The following is an 18880-nucleotide window of genomic DNA, read 5'->3' as shown; positions in this document are numbered from 1 at the left end:
AATCTCAACTCCATGCCATGCGCAGCCCGGCGGCCAGAAGCACGTTGATGATTCCGATGGGCATGAGGAACTTCCAGCAGAAGCTCATGAGCTGGTCGTAGCGCAGCCGGGGCAGGGCGGCCCGCAGCAGCAGAAACATGGCGATGAACGCGACGGTCTTCAGGGCGAACCAGACGATGCCGGTCAGGCCGTCCATTCCCGGAATGGTCCATCCCAGCCAGCCGCCGAGATAGAGCGTGGTGATGATTGCCGAGATGAGAATGATGTTGGCGTACTCGGCGATGAAGAACATCGCGAACCGCATGCCCGAATACTCCACGTGGAAGCCGGCGACGATCTCGCTTTCGGCTTCCGGCAGGTCGAACGGCACGCGATTGGTCTCGGCGACGCCGGAAATCACGAAGAGCAGAAACCCCACGAACTGCGGGACGATGAACCATAGTCCACGCTGCTGCTCGACGATATCGATGAGGCTGAGCGATCCGGCGTAGAGGATCACGGCCAGCACCGCCAGCCCCATGATGAGCTCGTAGCTGATGACCTGGGCGCTGGCGCGCAGGGCGCCGAAGTGGGCGTATTTGCTGTTGGACGACCATCCCGACATGACCACGCCGTAGACCCCCAGCGAGCCCATGGCGAGGAAAAACAGGATGCCCACGTTCAGGTCGACGGCCCACAGACCAATGTCTCGTCCGAGGCTGACTTCGGGCCCAACGGGCACGATGGCCCACGCGGCCAGCGCCGGCACGACCAGGAACACCGGCCCGAACCAGAAGACGAGCTTGTCCGCGCCGCGGGGAATCAGGTCTTCCTTGATGCCGAGCTTCAGCCCGTCGGCCGCCGTTTGCAGCGTTCCGCTCCACCCCACGCGGTTGGGACCGATGCGCGACTGCAGCCGGCCCAGCGTCCAGCGCTCGACCAGCACCAGAATCAGCGGTGCGCCGAGGAAGATCAGCAGGATCACCACGCACTTGATGGCGACGATGAGCCACTCCCAGCCGTCCATCGGCTAGCGCTTCGTCACTTGCACGGAAATCCCGTTCGGGCCCGTGGGGTCGAGGCGCCGAGGCGGCGCATCCAGGAATCGGTCCGGCAGATTGACGACGCCGCGCGGCACGCGGCTCGCCACCAGGGTCTTGAGGTTCAGCGCGCCGGTGTGCGATGCCACGCTGATCGGGTCGCCGTCGGCCAATCCGAGGTCCTCGGCGTCCGAGGGGTTTAGCTCCGCGACGGCATCCGGCAGCATCAGGGACAGGCTCGGGGCGTGCCGACCGGTCACGCCGGCGGTATAGAGGTGCTGCTCGGTTGCGAGCGTGAAGCCGACCGCTCCGTTTGCCTGCGCCAGCGCGCCGTTGAGGTCGGCGACCGACTCGCCGCCCTCGATGTCCGGCATGCGCCACAGGCGCTCGAGCTCCGCGGAGATCGGCTCGTGCGATCGCCAACCAAAGTCGTTGCCGAGCGCGGCGGCCAGCCTCGCAATGATCTCCCAGTCCGGGCGCGAGTCGCCGACGGGGATGATGGCCGGAGCGAGAGCGCCGCGCCGACCCTCGAAGTTGGTGAAGTGTCCGCCCTTCTCCGCGAACGAGGCCCCCGGAAGCACCACGTCGGCCACCTCGGCCGTTGGGCTCATGAAGATGTCCTGGACGACCAGAAGATCGAGGCCTTCCAGCTGCTCGCGCATGGCGTCGGGATCTCCGGCGCTGCCGACGAGGTCCTCGCCCATCACGTAGAGCGCCTTGGCAGCGCCCGCCAGGAAGGCGGCCAATGATGGCCCCGGATCTTGCGGCGTCGGAGCGCCGGTCGCATCCTCGACCTCGGCGCGCGCGTCGGCGTCCGCGACTGACCGCAGACCCGGCAGCATGTCGGGCGCCATGCCGTTGAGCAGCGTGCCCACCGTGTTGGCCCGTTCCGCCAGCGGAAACAGGCGGACGTCCGCATACGCCTGAGCGAGTCCAGCCGCCGCTTGGGCCAACTGCTCGACTCGGCCCAGCGTCCAAACTCCGGTGTCCCACACGACGGCAATTGAGCCGGCAGCCGCGAGTGCACCTCGCATAGCCTGCAACGATTCGTCGGAAGCGCCGGTCACGGACTCGGGCAGGTCGTCACGTCCCGCCAGCGCGGCCAGCAATGCGGCCTCGCTGCCGGGTCGCACGCGCACGGAGGCCGCCGCGTATCGATCCAGCGTGCTGGCCAGCCGCGTGGCCACCAGCAGTTTGCGCCCGTTCCGTCGCGCGGCGCGCTTGATGTGCGCGCCGACGACGTTGTGCGTCTGCCCGATGTCGGCGCCGATGACCAGGATCACGTCCGACTCCAGCAACTCACTCTGCGATCGCAGCAGGGCCTGGCCGCCCAGCACCGACGTGAGCGCGTGGAACGTCTCGTGGAATCCGCCGGACTGGCTGTAGACGTTGTTGCTGCCGACGACCTGACGCGTGAATCGCTGCAGGGCGTAGTTGTCTTCATTGGTGCAGTTCGGCGAGCCGACCGCGCCAACCGCGCTGCCGCCGTTTCGGTCGATCACGCCGCGGAGCGCGCCGCTGACGTGGGAGATGGCTTCGCGCCAGGTCGCCGGCTCCAGGCGACCGTCGCGGCGGATCAGCGGCTGCGTCAGCCGGTCGCCGCTGTTGACGAAAGAGTGGCCGAAGAATCCCTTAGCGCAGAGGATGCCGTTTGCCGGCTCCTCCAGGCCGTTGGTTCGCGTGCGCACGACGTCGCCGTGACGCGACTCCACGAGCAGCGAGCATCCCACCGAGCAGTGCGGGCAAGTCGACGCGGTCTTGTCGGTCTGCCAGCTCCGTGCCGCGTGCTTGAACGGGCGGCTGAGCAGCGCGCCCACCGGGCACGTTTCGATGCACATGCCGCAGCGCTCGCAGTCCATCTCCTTGTGCTGGGCCGGCGCGATGAACGTGCCGATCGCCCGATGGACGAAGTCGAGGGCGTAGACGCCGATCTGCTCGTCGCAGATCCGCACGCAGCGACCGCAGAGGATGCAGCGGTTGTGGTTGATGAGGATCACCTCGTTGAGGATTTCCTCCGGATGGGCCTTGGGCACCGTCTCGTAGGGGCTTTGGTGGATTTCCTGGGCGAAAGTCTCGTCCTGCAGCTCGCACGTGCCGGCCTGGTCGCAGTAGGGGCAGTCCAGCGGGTGGTGCTGCAGCTGCAACTCGATGACGTGCTTGCGGATTTCCTTAATCGACTTGCTGTCCGTGACCACGTTCATGCCGGGCGCGGCCTGCATGGTGCAGGAGGCCATGGGCCGCGGCGGCCCGGGCTGGATTTCCACCACGCACATCCGACAAGCGCCATAGGGGTCGAGGCGCGGGTCGGTGCATAGCGTCGGGATTTCGACGCCGATGGACTCGCAGGCTTGCAGCACCGTGGAGCCCGCGGGCACCTCCACTTCGACGCCGTCGACCGTCAGGCTGATGAGTTCGTTGCTCACCGGTCCACCTCACCCAGCACGATGTCGATGCTGCCGATCAGCGCCACTGTGTCGGCGATCAGTCCGCCGACCGCCGCATCCTCCATGACGCCGAGATTGACGAACGACGGCGAGCGCACGTGACAGCGATAGGGCATGCCGCTCCCGTCGCTCACGAAGTAGTAGCCCAGTTCGCCTTTCGGCCCCTCGATTCCGAAGTAGGCTTCGCCGACCGGCGGCTCGACACCGTGCATCACCAATTTGAAGTGATTGATCATGGCTTCCATGTCAAAGGGCACCCGCCCCACGTCCGGCGGCACCAGGTCGGGACGGTCCGCGTTGGACGGGGCGTCCGGCGGCAGGTCGCGGAGATGCTCCATGCACTGCCGGACGATCCGCGCCGCCTGGTACATCTCGTTGAGCCGCACCAGGTAGCGCGCGTAGACATCGCCCTCCGGGAACACCGGGATCTCAAAGTCGATCATGTCGTAGGCGGCGTAGGGCCGCGCCTTGCGCAGGTCCCAGTCGACGCCCGATCCCCGCAGGGCAGGGCCGGTGAGCCCGTAGCTCAGCGCCTGTTCGGCCGGAATGACGCCCACGCCGCGGGTGCGGCTCTGGAAAATCTCGTTGCCGGTCAAGAGAGCGTTGAGCTCGTCGAGCGTGTAGCTGTCGAGAAACGCGTCGACGTTCTCCACCCAACTTTCGGGGACGTCATGCGGACCGGTGCCACCCACGCGCATGAATGACGTGGTGAGGCGCGCGCCGCAGGCCTGCTCGAAGAGATAGAGGATCTTTTCGCGCTCGCGCAGGGACCACAGGAAGGCCGACATGGCGCCGATGTCCAGCGCGTGCGTGCCGATCCAGATGTGGTGGGACGCCAGGCGGGAAAGCTCGGCCACCGCCGTGCGAATCAGCTTGGCCCGCAGCGGAATCTCGTCCTCCATGCCCATCAGCTTCTCGATGGCCATGAGGTAGCCCATATTGTTCGACGGGCCGGCGGTGTAGTCCATGCGGTCGGTGAGCGTGATGCCGCCGCGGTAGTCGTGGGTCTCGATGAGCTTCTCCACGCCGCGGTGCAGGTAGCCCACGTCGGGGGTGCACTTGGTGACCGTTTCGCCATCGACCTCGATTAGCAACCGCATCACGCCGTGCGTGCTGGGATGCTGCGGCCCCATGTTGAGCACCATCTGGTTTTCGCTGACCTGTTCGATGTCGCCGAACATGCTGGCGGTGCCGGTTTCGACGCTCATGAGCCCGACGCTCCGGCCTCCGGCTCGTCCCAGAAGTCATCCGGGTCAAGATGTCCGAACAGATCGTTGCGGTGGGCGTCCTCGGGGAAGGTTGGGCCTTCGACCGGGTAGTCCTTGCGCAGCGGGTGGCCCTCGTAGCCCTCGGGCAGCAGCACGCGGCGCAGGTCCGGATGGCCCTCGAAGCCCACGCCGAACAGATCGTGCACCTCGCGCTCCAGCCAGCGCCCGGATTGGTAGGTGTGGGCCAGTGTCGCGACGGAGCCGCCGTCGCCTACGCGCGTCTTCACCCGAAGAAACAGGTTGTTGCTGAGCGAACGATATTGGTAGATCAGCTCAAACTCGCGCCCGGCGTCCGCGGGCCAGTGCACCGCCGTCACGTCGATGAGCTGCTCGAAGCGCAACTCGCTGTCATCACGAAGCGCCTCAGCCAGCAGATTCACGGCATCCGATGAAATCTCGACGACGGGATCGCCCCGTACGACGCGACCGCCTTCAAATGCGTCGCCGGCAAGCTCGCGCACGCGGCTCACGATGCCAGCCGCCTCAATCGTGGGTGTCGGCGCCGTGCTGATCACAGGCTAGTTCTTCCAGTCCAGGGCGCCCTTGCGCCACGCGTAGACGTAGCCGACGCCGAGGATGCCGATGAACACCAGCGCTTCAATGAACAAGAAGAGCTGTTCGTCGAGATTGCTGTAGAGCACGACCCACGGATAGAGGAACGCCAGCTCGACGTCGAATATCAGGAACAGCATGGCCACGATGTAAAAGCGGACGTTATGGCGGCCGCGCGTGTCGCCGATGGGGGGCATGCCGGACTCGTAGGCTTCGCCCTTCACCGGGTCCTTGCGGCGCGGCTTGAGGGCCATCGTCCCGACGAAGCTGCCGATGGTGAAGAGAAGCGCGAGCGCGATGAGAATGACAACGGCGATCCAAGACGGCATTAGGACGCGCTGCTACCCCTCGTCGGTTGACAGTTAGTGATGGACTTCACAAGCCGCGCTCATGATACGCATCACGCCCCGCCCGCGCCATGCCGTCCGTTGCTAAGCGCATGGGTGAGCGACTCCACTTCCATGGACAGGTCCACGTTCGAGAGGCGTACACCTGAGGGGACGCGCAACTGCGCCGGTGCGAAGTTGAGAATGGCGTGAACGTCGGCGGCCACGACTTGATCGACCACGGCCTGCGCGGCCTCCGCAGGCACTGCGACCAGGGCGATCGCCAGGCCGAGCCGTCGCGCCTCGCTCGCGAAGCTGGACACGTCCACCACTTGGACGCCCTCGACCACCGCGCCGATCTTGGCCGGGTCGGCGTCGAATGCGGCGGCGATGGTGTACTCGGGTCCGCGAAAGCCACGGTAGGCCAGCAACGCCTGGCCCAGATTGCCCACCCCTATCAGTCCCAGCGGCCACGAACGATCGATTCCAAGGATTCGAGCGAGTTGGCTCCGCAGAGCGTTCACGGAGTAGCCCACGCCCCGTGTACCGAACGACCCGAAATAGGCCAGGTCGCGGCGCACTTGCGGCGCCGTGGACCCGGCGAGATCGCTGAGCGCCTTGGACGAGACGTGCGGCACGCCCTGCTCCACGAGCGCGCCGAGCGCGCGGTAGTAGGCCGAAAGGCGCCGCACCGTGGTTGGGGGAATACGTTGCGACGAACGGCGATCTGCCATACGGGGGCGCCGGGGGCTCGCGGTCGGCACCACGAGCGCGAGACGGCCGCAATCTAGCATGGGCGATCTTGCCAGGCTCACGGCGGATACCATGGGGCCGACTCACGCGCGGGAACGGAGCTTGTCGAGATGACTGCAGCCCACCGCTTTGGCATTCCAGGAGATCCGTTTCCGGTTGGGGTGGAGTACTACCGCGCGCCGATCCCCAAGCTTGACGTCTGGGACGAGGACTTCGCGCGATTGCGCGCGGCGGGTTTCCGCATTGTCCGCAGCTTCTCCTACTGGAACCACATGGAGCCGCGACCGGGCCAGTATGAGCTGGAGGACTTTGACCGGCTGTTCGATCTGGCGGCGAAGCACGAACTCAAGGTCTGGCTCGACATCACGTTGGCTACGCACGGGGCCTGCCCCGAGTGGCTGACCCGCGAGCATCCCGACATGCGGATCGTCACCAACAGCGGGGAACCGGTAGCGCCGACTGCCGGCGCGGCCACGCCGCAGGGCTCGCAGATTCACTGCTACGACCACCCGGCCTGGCGCGACTACGGGGGCGCGCTGCTTCGCCACGTGGTGACGCGTTACCGGGAGCGGCCCAGCTTGCTGATATGGGGCCTTTGGGACGGTGTCGGCCTAGCGTCGGCACGCGGCTATCCCTGCTACTGCCGGCACACCCTGGCGCGGTACGAGGCCTGGCTGCGCGAGCGCTTCACGCTGGACGAGCTCAACGAGCGCCTGCTGCGCCGCTACCGCCGCTGGGAGGACGTGGAGCCGCCGCGGTCGAATGGGAACGTGGTGGAGATGCTGCTGTACCGGCGCTTCCACTACGAAAACCTGGCCGGCCACCTGCAATGGATGGTCGACGAGACGAAGCAGATCGATCCCGACCATGAGACCCGCTCCCACGGCGCTTGGTCCCCTCGCCCCTTGGACGAGGACTGCGCGGCCATCGCCGACAGTTGGGGCATGTCCATGCCCTCGAACAACCTGCTGACCTCCAGAGACCCGAACCAGGTTTCGGGGCGAGCGTTCGGGTTCGATTGGTCGCGCAGCGCGGGGAAGGACGGGCGCTGGTGGAACGAGGAGATCTACGCCGGCATGTCACGTGGCGGGGTGGCGTGGAAGAAGCAATCGGACCCGCGCGAGCTGACTATGCTGCTCTGGATGACCTTGGCGCACGGTGCTTCGGGGGCCATGTTCTGGCAGTACCGGCCGGAGTACCTCAGCTTCGAATCGCCGGGCTACAACCTGGTGGCGTTGGACGGGGAGCCCACGCCGCGATTTGCGGCTGCGACAAGGGCCATCCGGCAGATCGACGGCCTGCGCGAGCACCTGCCGTTGGAGTGTCCGCGCGCCGCGGTGGGGATCGTCTATCACCCCGAATCGCAGGAGCTGTTCGGCTACAACGACGAGGACGACCGCTTCCTGGCCGACCTGCGGGGCGTGTACCGCACGCTGTGGGCGCACGGCGTGCCGGCTGACGTGGTGACCCCGAGCATGGATTGGACGGGCTACCGGTTGCTGTTCCTGCCCAACGTGACGCTGATGACCGACGGCGTGCGGGAGCGGATCGAGCGCACCCTAGAGCAGTGCCCGGAGACGCGGCTAGTGGCGGAGGGCAGCTTTGGCCTCTACACGGGCGACGGGCAGTCCAGCTACGGTCCGCCAGAGGGCTTTGCCGAGCGGCTGGGGGTGCGGGTGGCGGACTTTTCGGCAGTGACTGAATACGACATCGAGCAGGGAGACAACGTGGTGCAGACGCCCCACGGCCGGCACGCGATCACGAGCCCCTGCGGCTATGCCGTGCTGGAGCCGCGGGGGGAGACGCGCGCCATTGCTTCCCTGGATGGGGGTACCGTCGCGGTGCAGACCGCGGACGGGCGGTTCACGTGGTATGGGCTGACCCTGTCGGCGGGCTTCGGTGATGTGGGCCAGCGGGATGTGGTGCTAGGGGCGGTGGGCGAGGCCGGCATCGAAGCGCCGGTGGCGCTGGAAGGCGACCGAGTGGTGCCGGTGGTGCGGCGTTCGCAGCAGGGGGGATGGCTGGTGTTCGTGTTCAATCTGAAGCGGGCCGCGGCGCAGGTGAATCTGCGACCGCGCTGGCGGACGACCATGGCGCGCGATCTCCTGGCGCAGGCCGATCTTGCATTGGAGGACAACGCGTTCCAGCTCGAGATCGACCAGTGGGAAGTCGCCGTCATCCACTGCTCAGAGGCTTGAGCGGCGCGAGGAAACATTATTCGGCTTGTCATGTTGGATCGGAGAGAAATGGCGGGCGGCAGTCCGTTGGCCATGAGCAGAGGCCGGCACGCGGATGAAGGGACCGAGCCAGATGTCTGACCAGGAGCTCTTCGGCATTCCCGGCGTCCCGTTTCCGGTTGGGGTGGGGTACTACCGCGCCCCGATGCCCAAGCTCGATCTCTGGGACGACGACTTCGCGCGTTTGAACGCCGCGGGCTTCCGCATCGTCCGCAGCTTCACCTATTGGAACCACATGGAGCCACGACCGGGCCAGTATGAGCTGGAGGACATTGACCGGCTGTTCGATTTGGCGGCCGAACACGATCTCCAGATTTGGCTCGACATCATTCTGGCTACGCACGGCGCCTGCCCCGAGTGGCTGACACGCGAACATCCCGACATGCGGGTGGTCACCTACCGCGGGGAACGGGTATCGCCGACCGCGGGCGCGGCCACGCCGCAAGGCTCCCAGATGCACTGCTACGACCACCCGGCCTGGCGTGAATACGCGGGCGCGCTGCTGCGCCATGTGGTGACGCGCTACCGGGAGCGGCCGAGCCTGCTGATCTGGGGGATCTGGGACGGGATCAACCTCACGTCGGCATTCTGCCGCGACAGCGACGGATATCCCTGCTACTGCCCGCACACGCTGGCGCGGTACGAGGCCTGGCTGCGGGAGCGCTTCACGTTGGATGAGCTGAACGAGCGCCTGTTGCGCCGCTACCGCCGCTGGGAAGACGTGGAGCCGCCGCGGTCAAATGACAACGTGGTGGAGATGCTGCTGTACCGGCGATTCCACTACGAGAACCTGGCCGGTCACCTGCAATGGATGATTGACGAAACCAAGCGGCTTGATCCGGTCCACGAAACCCGCTCCCACGGCGCTTGGTTTCCGCGGCCGTGGGACGAGAGTTGCGCGGCCATTGCGGACAGCTGGGGCATGTCCATGCCCTCGAACAACCTGCTGACCTCCAGAGATCCGTACCAGCTCGCGGATCGCGCGTTCGGGTTCGACTGGTCGCGCAGCGCGGGGAAGCAGGGGCGCTGGTGGAACGAGGAGATCTACTCGGGCATGTCGCGAGGCGGGGTGACGTGGAAGAAGCAAAGCGACCCGCGCGAGCTGACCACCCTGGTCTGGATGACCCTGGCGCACGGCGCCTCGGGGGCCATGTTCTGGCAGCACCGGCCGGAATACCTGAGCTTCGAGTCGCCGGGCTACAACCTTGTGGCGCTGGACGGCGAGCCCACGTCGCGTTTCGAGGCCGTGACGCAGGCCATCCGGCAGATCGACCGCTTGAGTGAGCATTTGACGCTGGAGTGTCCGCAGGCCGAAGTTGGAATCGTCTATCACCCCGAATCGCAGGAGCTGTTCGGCTACAACAACGAGGCCGAGCGCTACCTGGCCGACGTGCGGGGCGTGTACCGCACGCTATGGACGCACGGCGTCCCGGCCGACGTGGTCACCCCGAGCATGGACTGGTCGGGCTATCGGCTGCTGTTCCTGCCCAACGTGACGCTGATGACGGACGAGGTGCGCGAGCGCATCGAGCGCACGCTGGAGCACTGCCCGGAGACTCGGCTGGTGGCGGAAGGCAGCTTCGGGATCTACCAGGGTGATGGGCAATCCAGCTATGGCCCGCCCGAGGGCCTGGCGGATCGGTTGGGCGTGCGGGTGGCCGATTTCTCGGCGGTGACCGACTACGACATCGAGCAGGGGCGCAACGTGCTGCGGACGCCCCACGGCGCGCATTCGGTCACCAGTCCGTGCGGTTACGCCGTACTGGAGCCACTGGGGGAAACGCAAACCATTGCCACACTCGATGGAGCAAGCGTCGCGGTGCGGACGGTTGACGGACGCTTCACGTGGTACGGACTGACTCTTTCGGCGGGCTTTGGCGATGTTGGGCAGCCGGAAATGGTGTGGGGCCTTCTGGATGAGTGCGGCATAGAGGCCCCGGTCGCAATCGAAGGCGATCGGGTGGTGCCCGTCGTCCGTCGGTCGCGGCAAGGCGGGTGGCTGGTGTTCGTTTTCAACCTCGAGCGATCCACGGCGCAGGTGCGGCTGCGCCCAGGTTGGATGCTTGCGTCCGCGCGGGATCTCCTCGCGCAGGCCGACCTTGCCGTCGAGGACAACGCGTTCCACCTCTCGATCGACCAGTGGGAGGTTGCCGTTGTCCATTGCCCGGGGGATTGATCGGGTTACGAGTTCAGGTCAGCCGCTCCACCGGTCTGGACGCCCGAACGGAGTCTTGGGACGGCGCCTCCTATCGGTCCTTCCACCCGGGCACGGGGTAAGTCAGCTCGGTGACCGCGGCGTCGGGCGGCGCCACCACGCGAATGTCGCCGCCGTGGATTTGAATTGCGCCCATTGGCCTGGCCGCGTTCTTGCCAGTCTCGTCGAAGCTGATTTGACCGAAGAAAGTGCTCGCGTCGAGGTCGCGCAGGGCGGCGCGCACGTCGTCGGTGTTCAGGGTCCCGGCGGCCTCGATCGCCAACTGGAGCGCCAGCGCGGCAGCGGTTCCCGACGCGGCCTGATAGGTCGGAGGCCCACCCCACTTCGCGGCGTAGCGCTCGGCGTAGTCCGACGCCGACCCGAAATAGGCGCCTCGATAGCTCATGGTCGATTCCCACTGCGTGGGCCCGATGAGGAAGTTGGCGTCCTCGCCGACCTCTTCGATCAGCGCCGGATCGGTTGGGCCAACGGTGAGCACCATTGCCGCCGGATCGAAGTCCAGCGCCTTGGCGGCGCGGACGAACAGCAAGGCGTCGTTGAAGTATCCGGCGCCAAGGAAGACATCGGGCTCCAAGTCCCGAAGCCTTGACACTATGTCCGTGACGTCGGTGATGTCCTGCGAATACGCCTCGACGCGCAGCACCGAAAGGCCATACTCGCCGGCCCAATGCTCGGCGCCCTCGGCGACGCTGGTCGGGAACAGGCTGTCCGCGTGGACGATGACGATCGTCTTGGCCCCGCTCTCAGCGAGCGCCCGAAGCGCGGACTGGGTGTAGTTGACTGCGGGAGTCAGCACGGCGAACAGGTTTTGGTACGACTGCTGAAAGAGCGTTTCGGCTCCCCCGCTGCCTTCGACCAGGAGCATGCCGCGCTCTTCGGCGACCTCGATGGCTGGTTGAGTGAGGGTTGAGCTGTACGGTCCCAAGAGGAAGTCGACCTTGTCCTCGTCGATCAGTCGCTCCACGAGCGCAGCGGTCGTGTCCGTGTCGCCCTGGTCGTCATACATGATCAACTCGACCTGATATCGGTCGTTGCCCACCTTGATGCCGCCGTACTCGTTGTTGACCCAGTCTTCCCAAAGCAGATAGCCCCGGCGAACGTGCTCACCCCCTTTGGCATGCCTGCCCGTCTCGCTCACGGCGGCCCCGATCCTGATGATCTCTTCGTCGGCATCCGGGCCGCAGGCCGCAGTCGTGACCGATGCGATCAGGAGCAGGACGAGAGGCAGCGCGATGCGACGCACGAGAGCCATCCTTGTTTTGCTGTGTGGGGCGGAATCTTGACGATGTCGGCACGCGGCGGGCTGCCATCAGCGCCGAGCTTGAGTATAGGAATCTGACCGGTTGGTCTCGTGAGGCTTCGGAGCCAGGCTCAGAATGACCGCCGGCAAGTTGTGGTGGGCGGAGCCGACTCCATGTCGGGCTGCCGGAAGAGATCGCGGAGGCACGGCGGAGTCCCCGGCCCACATGCTCTCCCGCGGCATGGGTCACAATGCGCACCGGGCAACAGCCTGACCACCTAGCTGGGTGGCCGCGAGCGCCCGGAGCTTGAGGAGGAGACGCGTGCGGGTTGGCGTGGACGTGGGCGGCACGTTTACCGATTTCGTCGTCATCGCCGACGGCCAAATGCGCGTCTTCAAGGTTCCCAGCACGCCGGGCGCGCCGGAGCAGGCGATCGTGGACGGCCTGGCCGCGGGAGGCATTGCGTCGGCCGAGGCCATCGTGCATGGGTCCACGGTTGCCACCAACGCCTTGCTCGAGCGTCGCGGCGCGCGAGCGGTGCTGGTGACGACCGAGGGATTTCGCGATGTGCTCGAGATTGGGCGCCAGAATCGGCCGTCGCTCTATGAGCTGGAGCCAGAGCGACCGCCGCCGCTGATTCCGCGGGACCGCCGGCTCGAGGTGACGGAGCGCATCGGCGCTGACGGCAGCGTCGTCACCCCGATCGACCAGGCGTCGCTCGATCGTCTGGCGGCCCGTGTGCGGCGGCTGAACCCGGCATCCGCCGCCGTCTGCCTGCTCTTCAGCTTCCTGCAGCCCGCCCATGAGCGCGCCGTGCGTGAGGCGCTGCGCCGGGCGGGCGTGGAGGCCGTCTCCCTCTCGTCCGACGTTCTGCCGGAATACCGCGAGTTCGAGCGCACCAGCACGACGGTGGTCGACGCCTACGTGGCGCCGGTCGTTGCCAGCTACCTGCGCCGGCTCGAACCGGCCATGCCCGGCCCCCTGTGGGTGGTGCAGTCCAACGGTGGCGTGCTGCGCTCGAACGAGGCGGCCGAGGCGCCGGTGCGCACCGTGCTCAGCGGTCCCGCCGCCGGCGTCGTGGGCGCGCAGCACGTCGCGCGCGCTTCGGGTATCGCCAATATCGCCACGCTCGATATGGGCGGCACGTCGACCGACGTGGCCGTCTGCCCGGGTGAGCCGCTGCGCACGACCCACGCCGAAGTCGCCGGCCTGCCCGTGGCCATTCCCATGACGGACATTCACACGGTCGGCGCCGGCGGCGGCTCGATTGCCCAGCTTGACGAGGCCGGCGCCCTGAGGGTCGGTCCTCGGAGCGCGGGCGCGCTGCCAGGTCCCGCCGCCTACGCGCGGGGCGGCACCGAGCCCACGGTGACCGACGCGAACCTGGTCCTGGGCCGGCTTGCCCCGGATGCGGCCCTTGGCGATCGTGTGCACCTCGACGCCGCGCGAGCCCGGCGCGCGGTCGGGCGGCTCGTTGCCGACGCCGAACTTTCCGATGCCGCGCTTCAACGGGCGGCCCTGGCGGTCATTGCGGTGGCGAACGCGCACATGGACCGCGCGCTGCGCGTGATCACGCTGGAACGCGGCTTCGACCCGCGCGACTTCACCTTGCTGCCGTTCGGCGGCGCGGGTCCGATGCACTGCTGCGAGTTGGCGGAACGGCTCGAGATCGAGCAAGTGCTCGTGCCGCCGCATCCCGGCGTACTGTCCGCGCTCGGCGCCCTTACCGGCGCCCACACGCGCGAATACACCGCCACCGTGCTCGACGAGTCGCACGCGCTCACGCCGGATCGGCTGGAAGAGCTGTTTGGTCCGCTCGAGCAAGCGGCGAGCGACGACCTGGCGCCGGCGCGCGATCCGCGGCTGCAGCGCCTGCTCGACGTGCGCTACGTCGGGCAGTCGTTCGAGTTGAGCGTGCCGCTTGGGGATGGAGGCGTGCCCGAGGCCGTGCGGATGTTCCACGAACGACATCAGCAGCGCTACGCCCACAGCCGGCCGGATGCGCCGGTCGAGATCGTCGTGGCCCGGCTCGTCGCGTCGGTGCCGCAGCCGTCGATTGCCGCGACGGCGCCGTCGGCAGCCGGTGACGTGGAGGCCCAGACGACGCGGGCCACTCTGGCCGACGGCACGGTGCGCGACGTGCCGTTGCATTCGCGCCACGACCTGGGCGTCGGCTTCGAGCTCGAAGGTCCGGCCGTGGTCACCCAGTCCGACGCGACCACCTGGGTGGCGCCTGGATGGCGGGCGACCGTGGACCCACAAGGCGCGATGATCTTGCGGCGATTGCCATAGCTCGCCACGTGGCGCTTGGTGAGATTGGTCACTTTGGAGTGCAAGCGGCGCCCATATCGTTGACTCCCGGAATGTCCGTCATCGAAGTCCAGGACCTCCGCAAGACTTACGGCGACGTCAAGGCCGTGGACGGGGTCTCGTTCGCGGTCGAGGTCGGCGAAGTCTTCGGCATGCTCGGTCCGAACGGCGCGGGCAAGACGACCACGGTCGAGATCATGGAAGGTCTGCGATCGCGCGATTCCGGCGCCGTGCGTGTGCTGGGGTTGGACCCGGGTCGTGAGTCGGGCGACCTCAAGCGCAAAATTGGCGTCCAGCTTCAGCAGGTGTCGCTCTACCCCCGGTTGCGCGTGGCGGAGGTGATCGAGCTGTTCGCGTCGTTCTACGGACGCGCGGGCGTGGCCGACCATCTCTTGAACCTCCTGGGATTGGAAGAGAGACGCCGCGCGTTCGTCAAAGACCTTTCCGGCGGGCAGCAGCAGCGCCTATCCGTGGCGCTGGCCATGGTCAACGATCCGCCGATCATCTTTCTCGACGAGCCCACCACCGGCATGGACCCGCAGGCCCGCCGCAGCCTTTGGGAGACCATCGAGCAGTTCAAGGCCGAAGGCCGGACCGTCCTGCTGACCACGCACTACATGGAAGAAGCGGAGCGCCTGTGCGACCGCGTGGCCGTGATGGACCACGGCCGCATCATCGCCACGGATACGCCCGAGGACCTCGTGCGGACCCATTTCGCCGAAGACGCCATCGAGTTCAGCCAGCGCGACGGCCTGACAGCGACCGAAATTGAATCGCTGCCGGCGGTGGTGAACGCGTCGATCCAGGGCGACCGGGTGAGCATGTTCAGCGACGACGTGCCGTCGTCGATGGCGGCGCTGCTGCAACTTGGACAGGAGCGCGGCGAGCCGATTCAGAACCTGCGGCTGCGGCGGGCCACGCTCGAAGACGTATTCCTCAAGCTCACCGGACGGACGTTGCGAGATTGAGAGCCCTCGCTCAGCTCACGCTGGCCAACACGCGCGAATTCACGCGGGATCGGGCCGCGTTGTTTTGGACGTTCGCGTTTCCGCTGCTGTTCGTCCTGATCTTCGGGCTAGTCTTCAGCCGCGACAGCGCCACGCAATATGAAATCGGCCTGATCAACGAGGATGAATCGCCGCAGGCCAGCCTGCTCGTCGACACGCTTCAGGCCATCGATGTGTTCGACCTCTCGCGGGGCAGCCTGGCGGACGAGATCGCCAGCCTGGAGGACGGCGATCGGCGCGCCGTGATCGCGATCCCAAGCGGATTCGGCGCCTCGATTGACGCGGGGACGCCAATGTCCGTGGACATTCACTACGACGAGACGCGGCAGAGCAGCCAGCAGGTCGTCGTGCCGGTGATCCTGCAAGCGTTCGAGGCCGCGGATCGCGCGCTCACGCGGAGCCAGCCGGTCGTGCGTCCCGCGTTTCAGACGCTGCGGAGCGAGCGGCTTTCGACCATCGACTTCATCGTGCCCGGCATCGTGGCCTTCAGCGTGATGAACGCCGGCGTGTTCGGCGCGGTGAATATCGTGTCGCTGCGCGAGCGGCGCGTGCTGCGCCGCCCGCAAGCGACGCCGGTTTCCCGGCTCACGCTGGTGAGCGCCGATTTGATCCTGCGCATGGTCCTGGTGCTGGCGCAGTCCGCCATTCTCATCGGCGTCGCCCGCCTGGTGTTCGACATTCGGCTCAACAGCGATGCCGGGTCGCTGGCCGCGTTGGCCGGCGTGGTGGTGCTTGGGGGCTTGGCGTTCCTCGCCATTGGCTTCTTCCTCGGCTCATTCACCAAGACCGAGCAGGGGTTCTTTCCGGTGGCGCAGGTCGTGACGTTTCCCATGATGTTTATCTCGGGCGTGTTCTTTCCGCTGGAGTTCATGCCGGATTGGCTGCGGCCGGTGATCAACGTGCTTCCGCTGACGCATCTGGCCGAGGCCACGCGCCAACTCATGATTGGCGGCGCGACCACCATTCCCATGGGCGTGGCCGTGGCGGCCATGGCGGCCTACCTGGTCGTGTTCGTGGCGCTGGCGGTGCGACTGTTTCGCTGGGAGTAGTGCTTACGCGTTGAGGGCGCGGTGCAGCGTCCGCACCTCGCGCACCAGGGCCTGCGGATCCAGGCCGACCGTTTCGATCATGTGCAGCGTGCCCGGATTTCGGCCCACGGTGCGCATCAGCATCGCGAGGTCCAGCCCATCCTCGAGGGTGCGGTGCAACGGCACGCTGGGACGCGTGCCCGGCGCGGTGTTGTGCCAGCGAATCTCCGCGATTTGATCCACGAAGCGGCGCAGGTAGTCCATGCGGGCCTCGAACGCCAGGTGATTCGCGTCCACGGAATGAAACGCGAATCCCGTATGCAGGGCGAAGCGAAAGTGGCGCGCGCTATCGAGCGCATTGAGCACGCTGTCGATGCGCCCGAGCACCGCCTCTCCGCTCGCGTTGGCGATGGCGATGGGGAGACCCGGGAACAAGTTGTGCAGCGTGCGCATGCTTTCGCGTAGCGCGTCCAAGTGCGCGGCCTCGTGCGTGACTCGGCGTCCCGGATGAACCACGTACATCTCCATGGCGTGCCGGTGCTCGAAAAACTCGACGATCTGGACGATTTGCCGTAGCGCCACGCTGCGTGAGTAGCTGGTGACGTCGGTGATCGCCGACCGCTCGGTCATCGCGGCGTCGGCGAACAGGTTGAGATGGAACCGCAGCGGAGCGTCGTCGAGAATCTCGATGGCCTGAGGGTCGAAGATGGTCGTCAAGCCCAACTCGTGCATGGAGGTCGAGAGCCCCAGCTCGACGACGTCGAACTCCAGATGCACCGCGACCTCCACGACGTGGCGTAAGCGTTGATGGAAGCGGCGCCGGCTCTCGGGCGCAATGCGCGGGTTGAAGCCGAGGCGCAGAGGCTTCACGCCGGCCCTCCGCCAAAATGCGTCTGGGCGGAAGCTGTTTGCATCCCTGGTGGCGCTGCTGCTGTGTCGACGGTCGAGGTCACGGACTCGCGAGCGTCGGCGCCACGTCCCATAGTCCAGTGCTGAAGTAGCGGTCGCCGGCGTCGGGGAACAAGGTCACCACGACGGCGTCCGGGTCGTCCGCGAGCACGGTCTCGACCGTATACATATAGGCGCCGGCCGATTGCCCGACGAAGAGGCCCTCGGCCGCCAATAGCACGGAAAACTCGCGAGCCTTGTCCACGTCGATGTCTATCCAGGTGTCGATCAGCGAGGCGTCGAGGATTGCCGGCACCAGGTGGTCGGGACCCATGGGTTTCAACCCCTCGATGCCCGGAAACTCCGGTGGCGTGGCGCACACGATCTGAACGTCGGGGCACGCCTCGTCGAATCGGCGCGCCACGCCGGTGATCGTGCCGCCGGTGCCGACGCCCGCGACGAAATGCGTGATGTCGGGCGGAGCCTCGGCGAGGATCTCGCTCGCCGTGCCGTCGAAGTGCGCCTGCCAGTTCGATTCGTTGCTGTATTGGTCGGCGAAGTAGTAGCGCTCGGGCGCTGCTTCATGGCGGCGCTGGACCTCCCGCATGGCCTCGTCGTAGCCCAGGATGGCGTCGGTGAAGCGAATGCGCGCGCCGTGCGCGGTGATGCGCTGCACGCGCTCCCGGCTGGCGTTGTCGGGCATCACGATCTCCACGTCGTGTCCCAGGAGACCGCCGATCATCGCGTAGGCGATGCCCGCGTTGCCGGACGACGAGTCAAGGATGGTCTGGCCCGGGCGCAGGTCGCCGCGCGCCTGCGCGTCGGCCAGCATGCGCGCCACGGGTCGATCCTTGATCGACCCGCCTGGATTGAAGGCCTCCATCTTGGCGAAGACCCTGGCTCTCGGATAGCGATCCCGGAAGAGGCGCGTTTCGACCAACGGCGTGCGGCCGATGAGTTGCAGGGTGGGATGCCGGTCGATCACCGGGTCTACTGCCATCCGGGCTCCACCTCAAGCACTTCCTGGCCGCCGAGATACGGCTGGAGAACCTCCGGCACGCGGACCGTGCCGTCTGCCTGCTGGTAGTTCTCCAGAATGGCCACCATCGTACGGGCCATACCAAGCCCGGACCCATTGAGCGTATGCACGAATTCCGTGTGGCTGCCACCGGGCTTCCGGGCTCGGATGCCCGCCCGGCGTGCCTGAAACGCCTCGCAGTTCGAAATCGACGAGATCTCCAGCCACGCGTTCACGCCCGGCGCCCAGGCCTCCAGGTCGTAGGTCTTGGCGGCGGTGAATCCGAGATCGCCGGTGCACAGTTCCAGCGTGCGGTAGGGCAGCCCCAGTGCCTCGACGGCTGCCTCGGCGTGCCGGCGCATCAGCTCAAGCTCGTCGTAGGAGTGCTCGGCGAGCGCGAACGCGTACAGCTCCACCTTGTCGAACTGATGCAAGCGCTGGAGGCCCCGCGTGTCGATGCCGGCGGCGCCGGCCTCGCGGCGAAATGCCGGGGTGTAGGCCACGTAGCGCAGCGGGAGGGCGCCGCCGTCCAAGACCTCGTCACGGTGCATGGCCGTGAGCGGCACTTCGGCCG

The 18880-nt window shown here is 66.9% G+C and carries 15 protein-coding genes; 5 read left to right on the top strand and 10 right to left on the bottom strand.

Annotated elements, in window-relative coordinates; genetic code table 11:
- Nucleotides 1-4: 4 nt before the first annotated feature.
- From nuoH to OXG33_12065, 6 genes are all read right to left on the bottom strand, one after another.
- A complete protein-coding gene (gene nuoH, locus OXG33_12090; protein ID MCY4114655.1) occupies nt 5-1006 on the bottom strand; it encodes an NADH-quinone oxidoreductase subunit NuoH in 1002 nt (333 codons plus the stop codon).
- Nucleotides 1007-1009: 3 nt separating this feature from the next.
- Nucleotides 1010-3442 (bottom strand): molybdopterin-dependent oxidoreductase, encoded by a 2433-nt coding sequence (locus OXG33_12085; GenBank protein MCY4114654.1) that lies wholly within the window; start codon nt 3440-3442, stop codon nt 1010-1012.
- Nucleotides 3439-4608 carry an NADH dehydrogenase (quinone) subunit D gene (gene nuoD / locus OXG33_12080; protein ID MCY4114653.1) on the bottom strand — a complete coding sequence of 390 codons (1170 nt, stop codon included), beginning with the start codon at nt 4606-4608 and terminating at the stop codon, nt 3439-3441. The genes OXG33_12085 and nuoD overlap by 4 nt, the downstream gene beginning before the upstream one ends.
- Nucleotides 4609-4667: 59 nt before the next feature.
- Nucleotides 4668-5246: an NADH-quinone oxidoreductase subunit C gene (locus OXG33_12075; GenBank protein MCY4114652.1), complete on the bottom strand. Its 579-nt coding sequence runs from the start codon at nt 5244-5246 to the stop codon at nt 4668-4670.
- Nucleotides 5247-5249: 3 nt separating this feature from the next.
- A complete protein-coding gene (locus OXG33_12070; protein MCY4114651.1) occupies nt 5250-5537 on the bottom strand; it encodes an NADH-quinone oxidoreductase subunit A in 288 nt (95 codons plus the stop codon).
- Nucleotides 5538-5683: 146 nt separating this feature from the next.
- Nucleotides 5684-6343 (bottom strand): redox-sensing transcriptional repressor Rex, encoded by a 660-nt coding sequence (locus tag OXG33_12065; protein ID MCY4114650.1) that lies wholly within the window; start codon nt 6341-6343, stop codon nt 5684-5686.
- Nucleotides 6344-6472: 129 nt separating this feature from the next.
- Between OXG33_12065 and OXG33_12060 the strand changes: the two genes are divergently transcribed.
- Together OXG33_12060 and OXG33_12055 are read left to right on the top strand one after the other, a co-directional pair.
- Nucleotides 6473-8560, top strand: coding sequence for a beta-galactosidase (locus OXG33_12060; GenBank protein ID MCY4114649.1), 2088 nt, complete (start codon nt 6473-6475; stop codon nt 8558-8560).
- Nucleotides 8561-8672: 112 nt separating this feature from the next.
- Nucleotides 8673-10775: a beta-galactosidase gene (locus tag OXG33_12055; protein ID MCY4114648.1), complete on the top strand. Its 2103-nt coding sequence runs from the start codon at nt 8673-8675 to the stop codon at nt 10773-10775.
- 70 nt (nt 10776-10845) lie between these two features.
- On the opposite strand, the gene OXG33_12050 is transcribed toward OXG33_12055, so the two are convergent.
- A complete protein-coding gene (locus tag OXG33_12050) occupies nt 10846-12057 on the bottom strand; it encodes an amino acid ABC transporter substrate-binding protein (GenBank protein ID MCY4114647.1) in 1212 nt (403 codons plus the stop codon).
- Between the two features lie 319 nt (nt 12058-12376).
- Here OXG33_12050 and OXG33_12045 point away from each other — a divergent pair, with 319 nt between their 5' ends.
- The 3 genes from OXG33_12045 to OXG33_12035 all read left to right on the top strand — a co-directional run bounded on the left by OXG33_12045 (nt 12377) and on the right by OXG33_12035 (nt 16421).
- Entirely contained in the window at nt 12377-14347 is a 1971-nt protein-coding gene (locus OXG33_12045) for a hydantoinase/oxoprolinase family protein (GenBank protein ID MCY4114646.1), read from the top strand.
- Between the two features lie 71 nt (nt 14348-14418).
- A complete protein-coding gene (locus OXG33_12040; protein MCY4114645.1) occupies nt 14419-15333 on the top strand; it encodes an ABC transporter ATP-binding protein in 915 nt (304 codons plus the stop codon).
- Nucleotides 15330-16421 carry an ABC transporter permease gene (locus tag OXG33_12035; GenBank protein MCY4114644.1) on the top strand — a complete coding sequence of 364 codons (1092 nt, stop codon included), beginning with the start codon at nt 15330-15332 and terminating at the stop codon, nt 16419-16421. Before OXG33_12040 ends, OXG33_12035 begins: the two co-directional genes overlap by 4 nt.
- Before the next feature lie 3 nt (nt 16422-16424).
- Here OXG33_12035 and OXG33_12030 read toward each other — a convergent pair whose 3' ends face one another.
- From OXG33_12030 to OXG33_12020, 3 genes are all read right to left on the bottom strand, one after another.
- Entirely contained in the window at nt 16425-17270 is an 846-nt protein-coding gene (locus OXG33_12030; protein ID MCY4114643.1) for a hypothetical protein, read from the bottom strand.
- A 79-nt stretch (nt 17271-17349) separates the two neighbouring features.
- Nucleotides 17350-18288: a cysteine synthase family protein gene (locus tag OXG33_12025; GenBank protein ID MCY4114642.1), complete on the bottom strand. Its 939-nt coding sequence runs from the start codon at nt 18286-18288 to the stop codon at nt 17350-17352.
- The coding region (locus tag OXG33_12020) for a serine--tRNA ligase (protein ID MCY4114641.1) at nt 18279-18880 on the bottom strand (602 nt) is incomplete at its 5' end. The genes OXG33_12020 and OXG33_12025, both read right to left, overlap by 10 nt.

Source organism: Chloroflexota bacterium (assembly GCA_026708035.1).
Lineage (GTDB): Bacteria > Chloroflexota > UBA11872 > UBA11872 > UBA11872 > JAJECS01.
Note: the sequence above shows the minus strand (reverse complement) of the source record. Positions and strands in the feature narration are given on the sequence as shown.

Bases quoted from the DNA above. Each gene is read 5' to 3' on its own strand.
- nuoH (MCY4114655.1), bottom strand. From the start codon at position 1,006: ATGGACGGCTGGGAGTGGCTCATCGTCGCCATCAAGTGCGTGGTGATC.
- nuoD (MCY4114653.1), bottom strand. From the start codon at position 4,608: ATGGTGCTCAACATGGGGCCGCAGCATCCCAGCACGCACGGCGTGATG.
- OXG33_12070 (MCY4114651.1), bottom strand. From the start codon at position 5,537: ATGGCCCTCAAGCCGCGCCGCAAGGACCCGGTGAAGGGCGAAGCCTAC.
- OXG33_12065 (MCY4114650.1), bottom strand. From the start codon at position 6,343: ATGGCAGATCGCCGTTCGTCGCAACGTATTCCCCCAACCACGGTGCGG.
- OXG33_12060 (MCY4114649.1), top strand. From the start codon at position 6,473: ATGACTGCAGCCCACCGCTTTGGCATTCCAGGAGATCCGTTTCCGGTT.
- OXG33_12055 (MCY4114648.1), top strand. From the start codon at position 8,673: ATGTCTGACCAGGAGCTCTTCGGCATTCCCGGCGTCCCGTTTCCGGTT.
- OXG33_12040 (MCY4114645.1), top strand. From the start codon at position 14,419: ATGTCCGTCATCGAAGTCCAGGACCTCCGCAAGACTTACGGCGACGTC.
- OXG33_12025 (MCY4114642.1), bottom strand. From the start codon at position 18,288: ATGGCAGTAGACCCGGTGATCGACCGGCATCCCACCCTGCAACTCATC.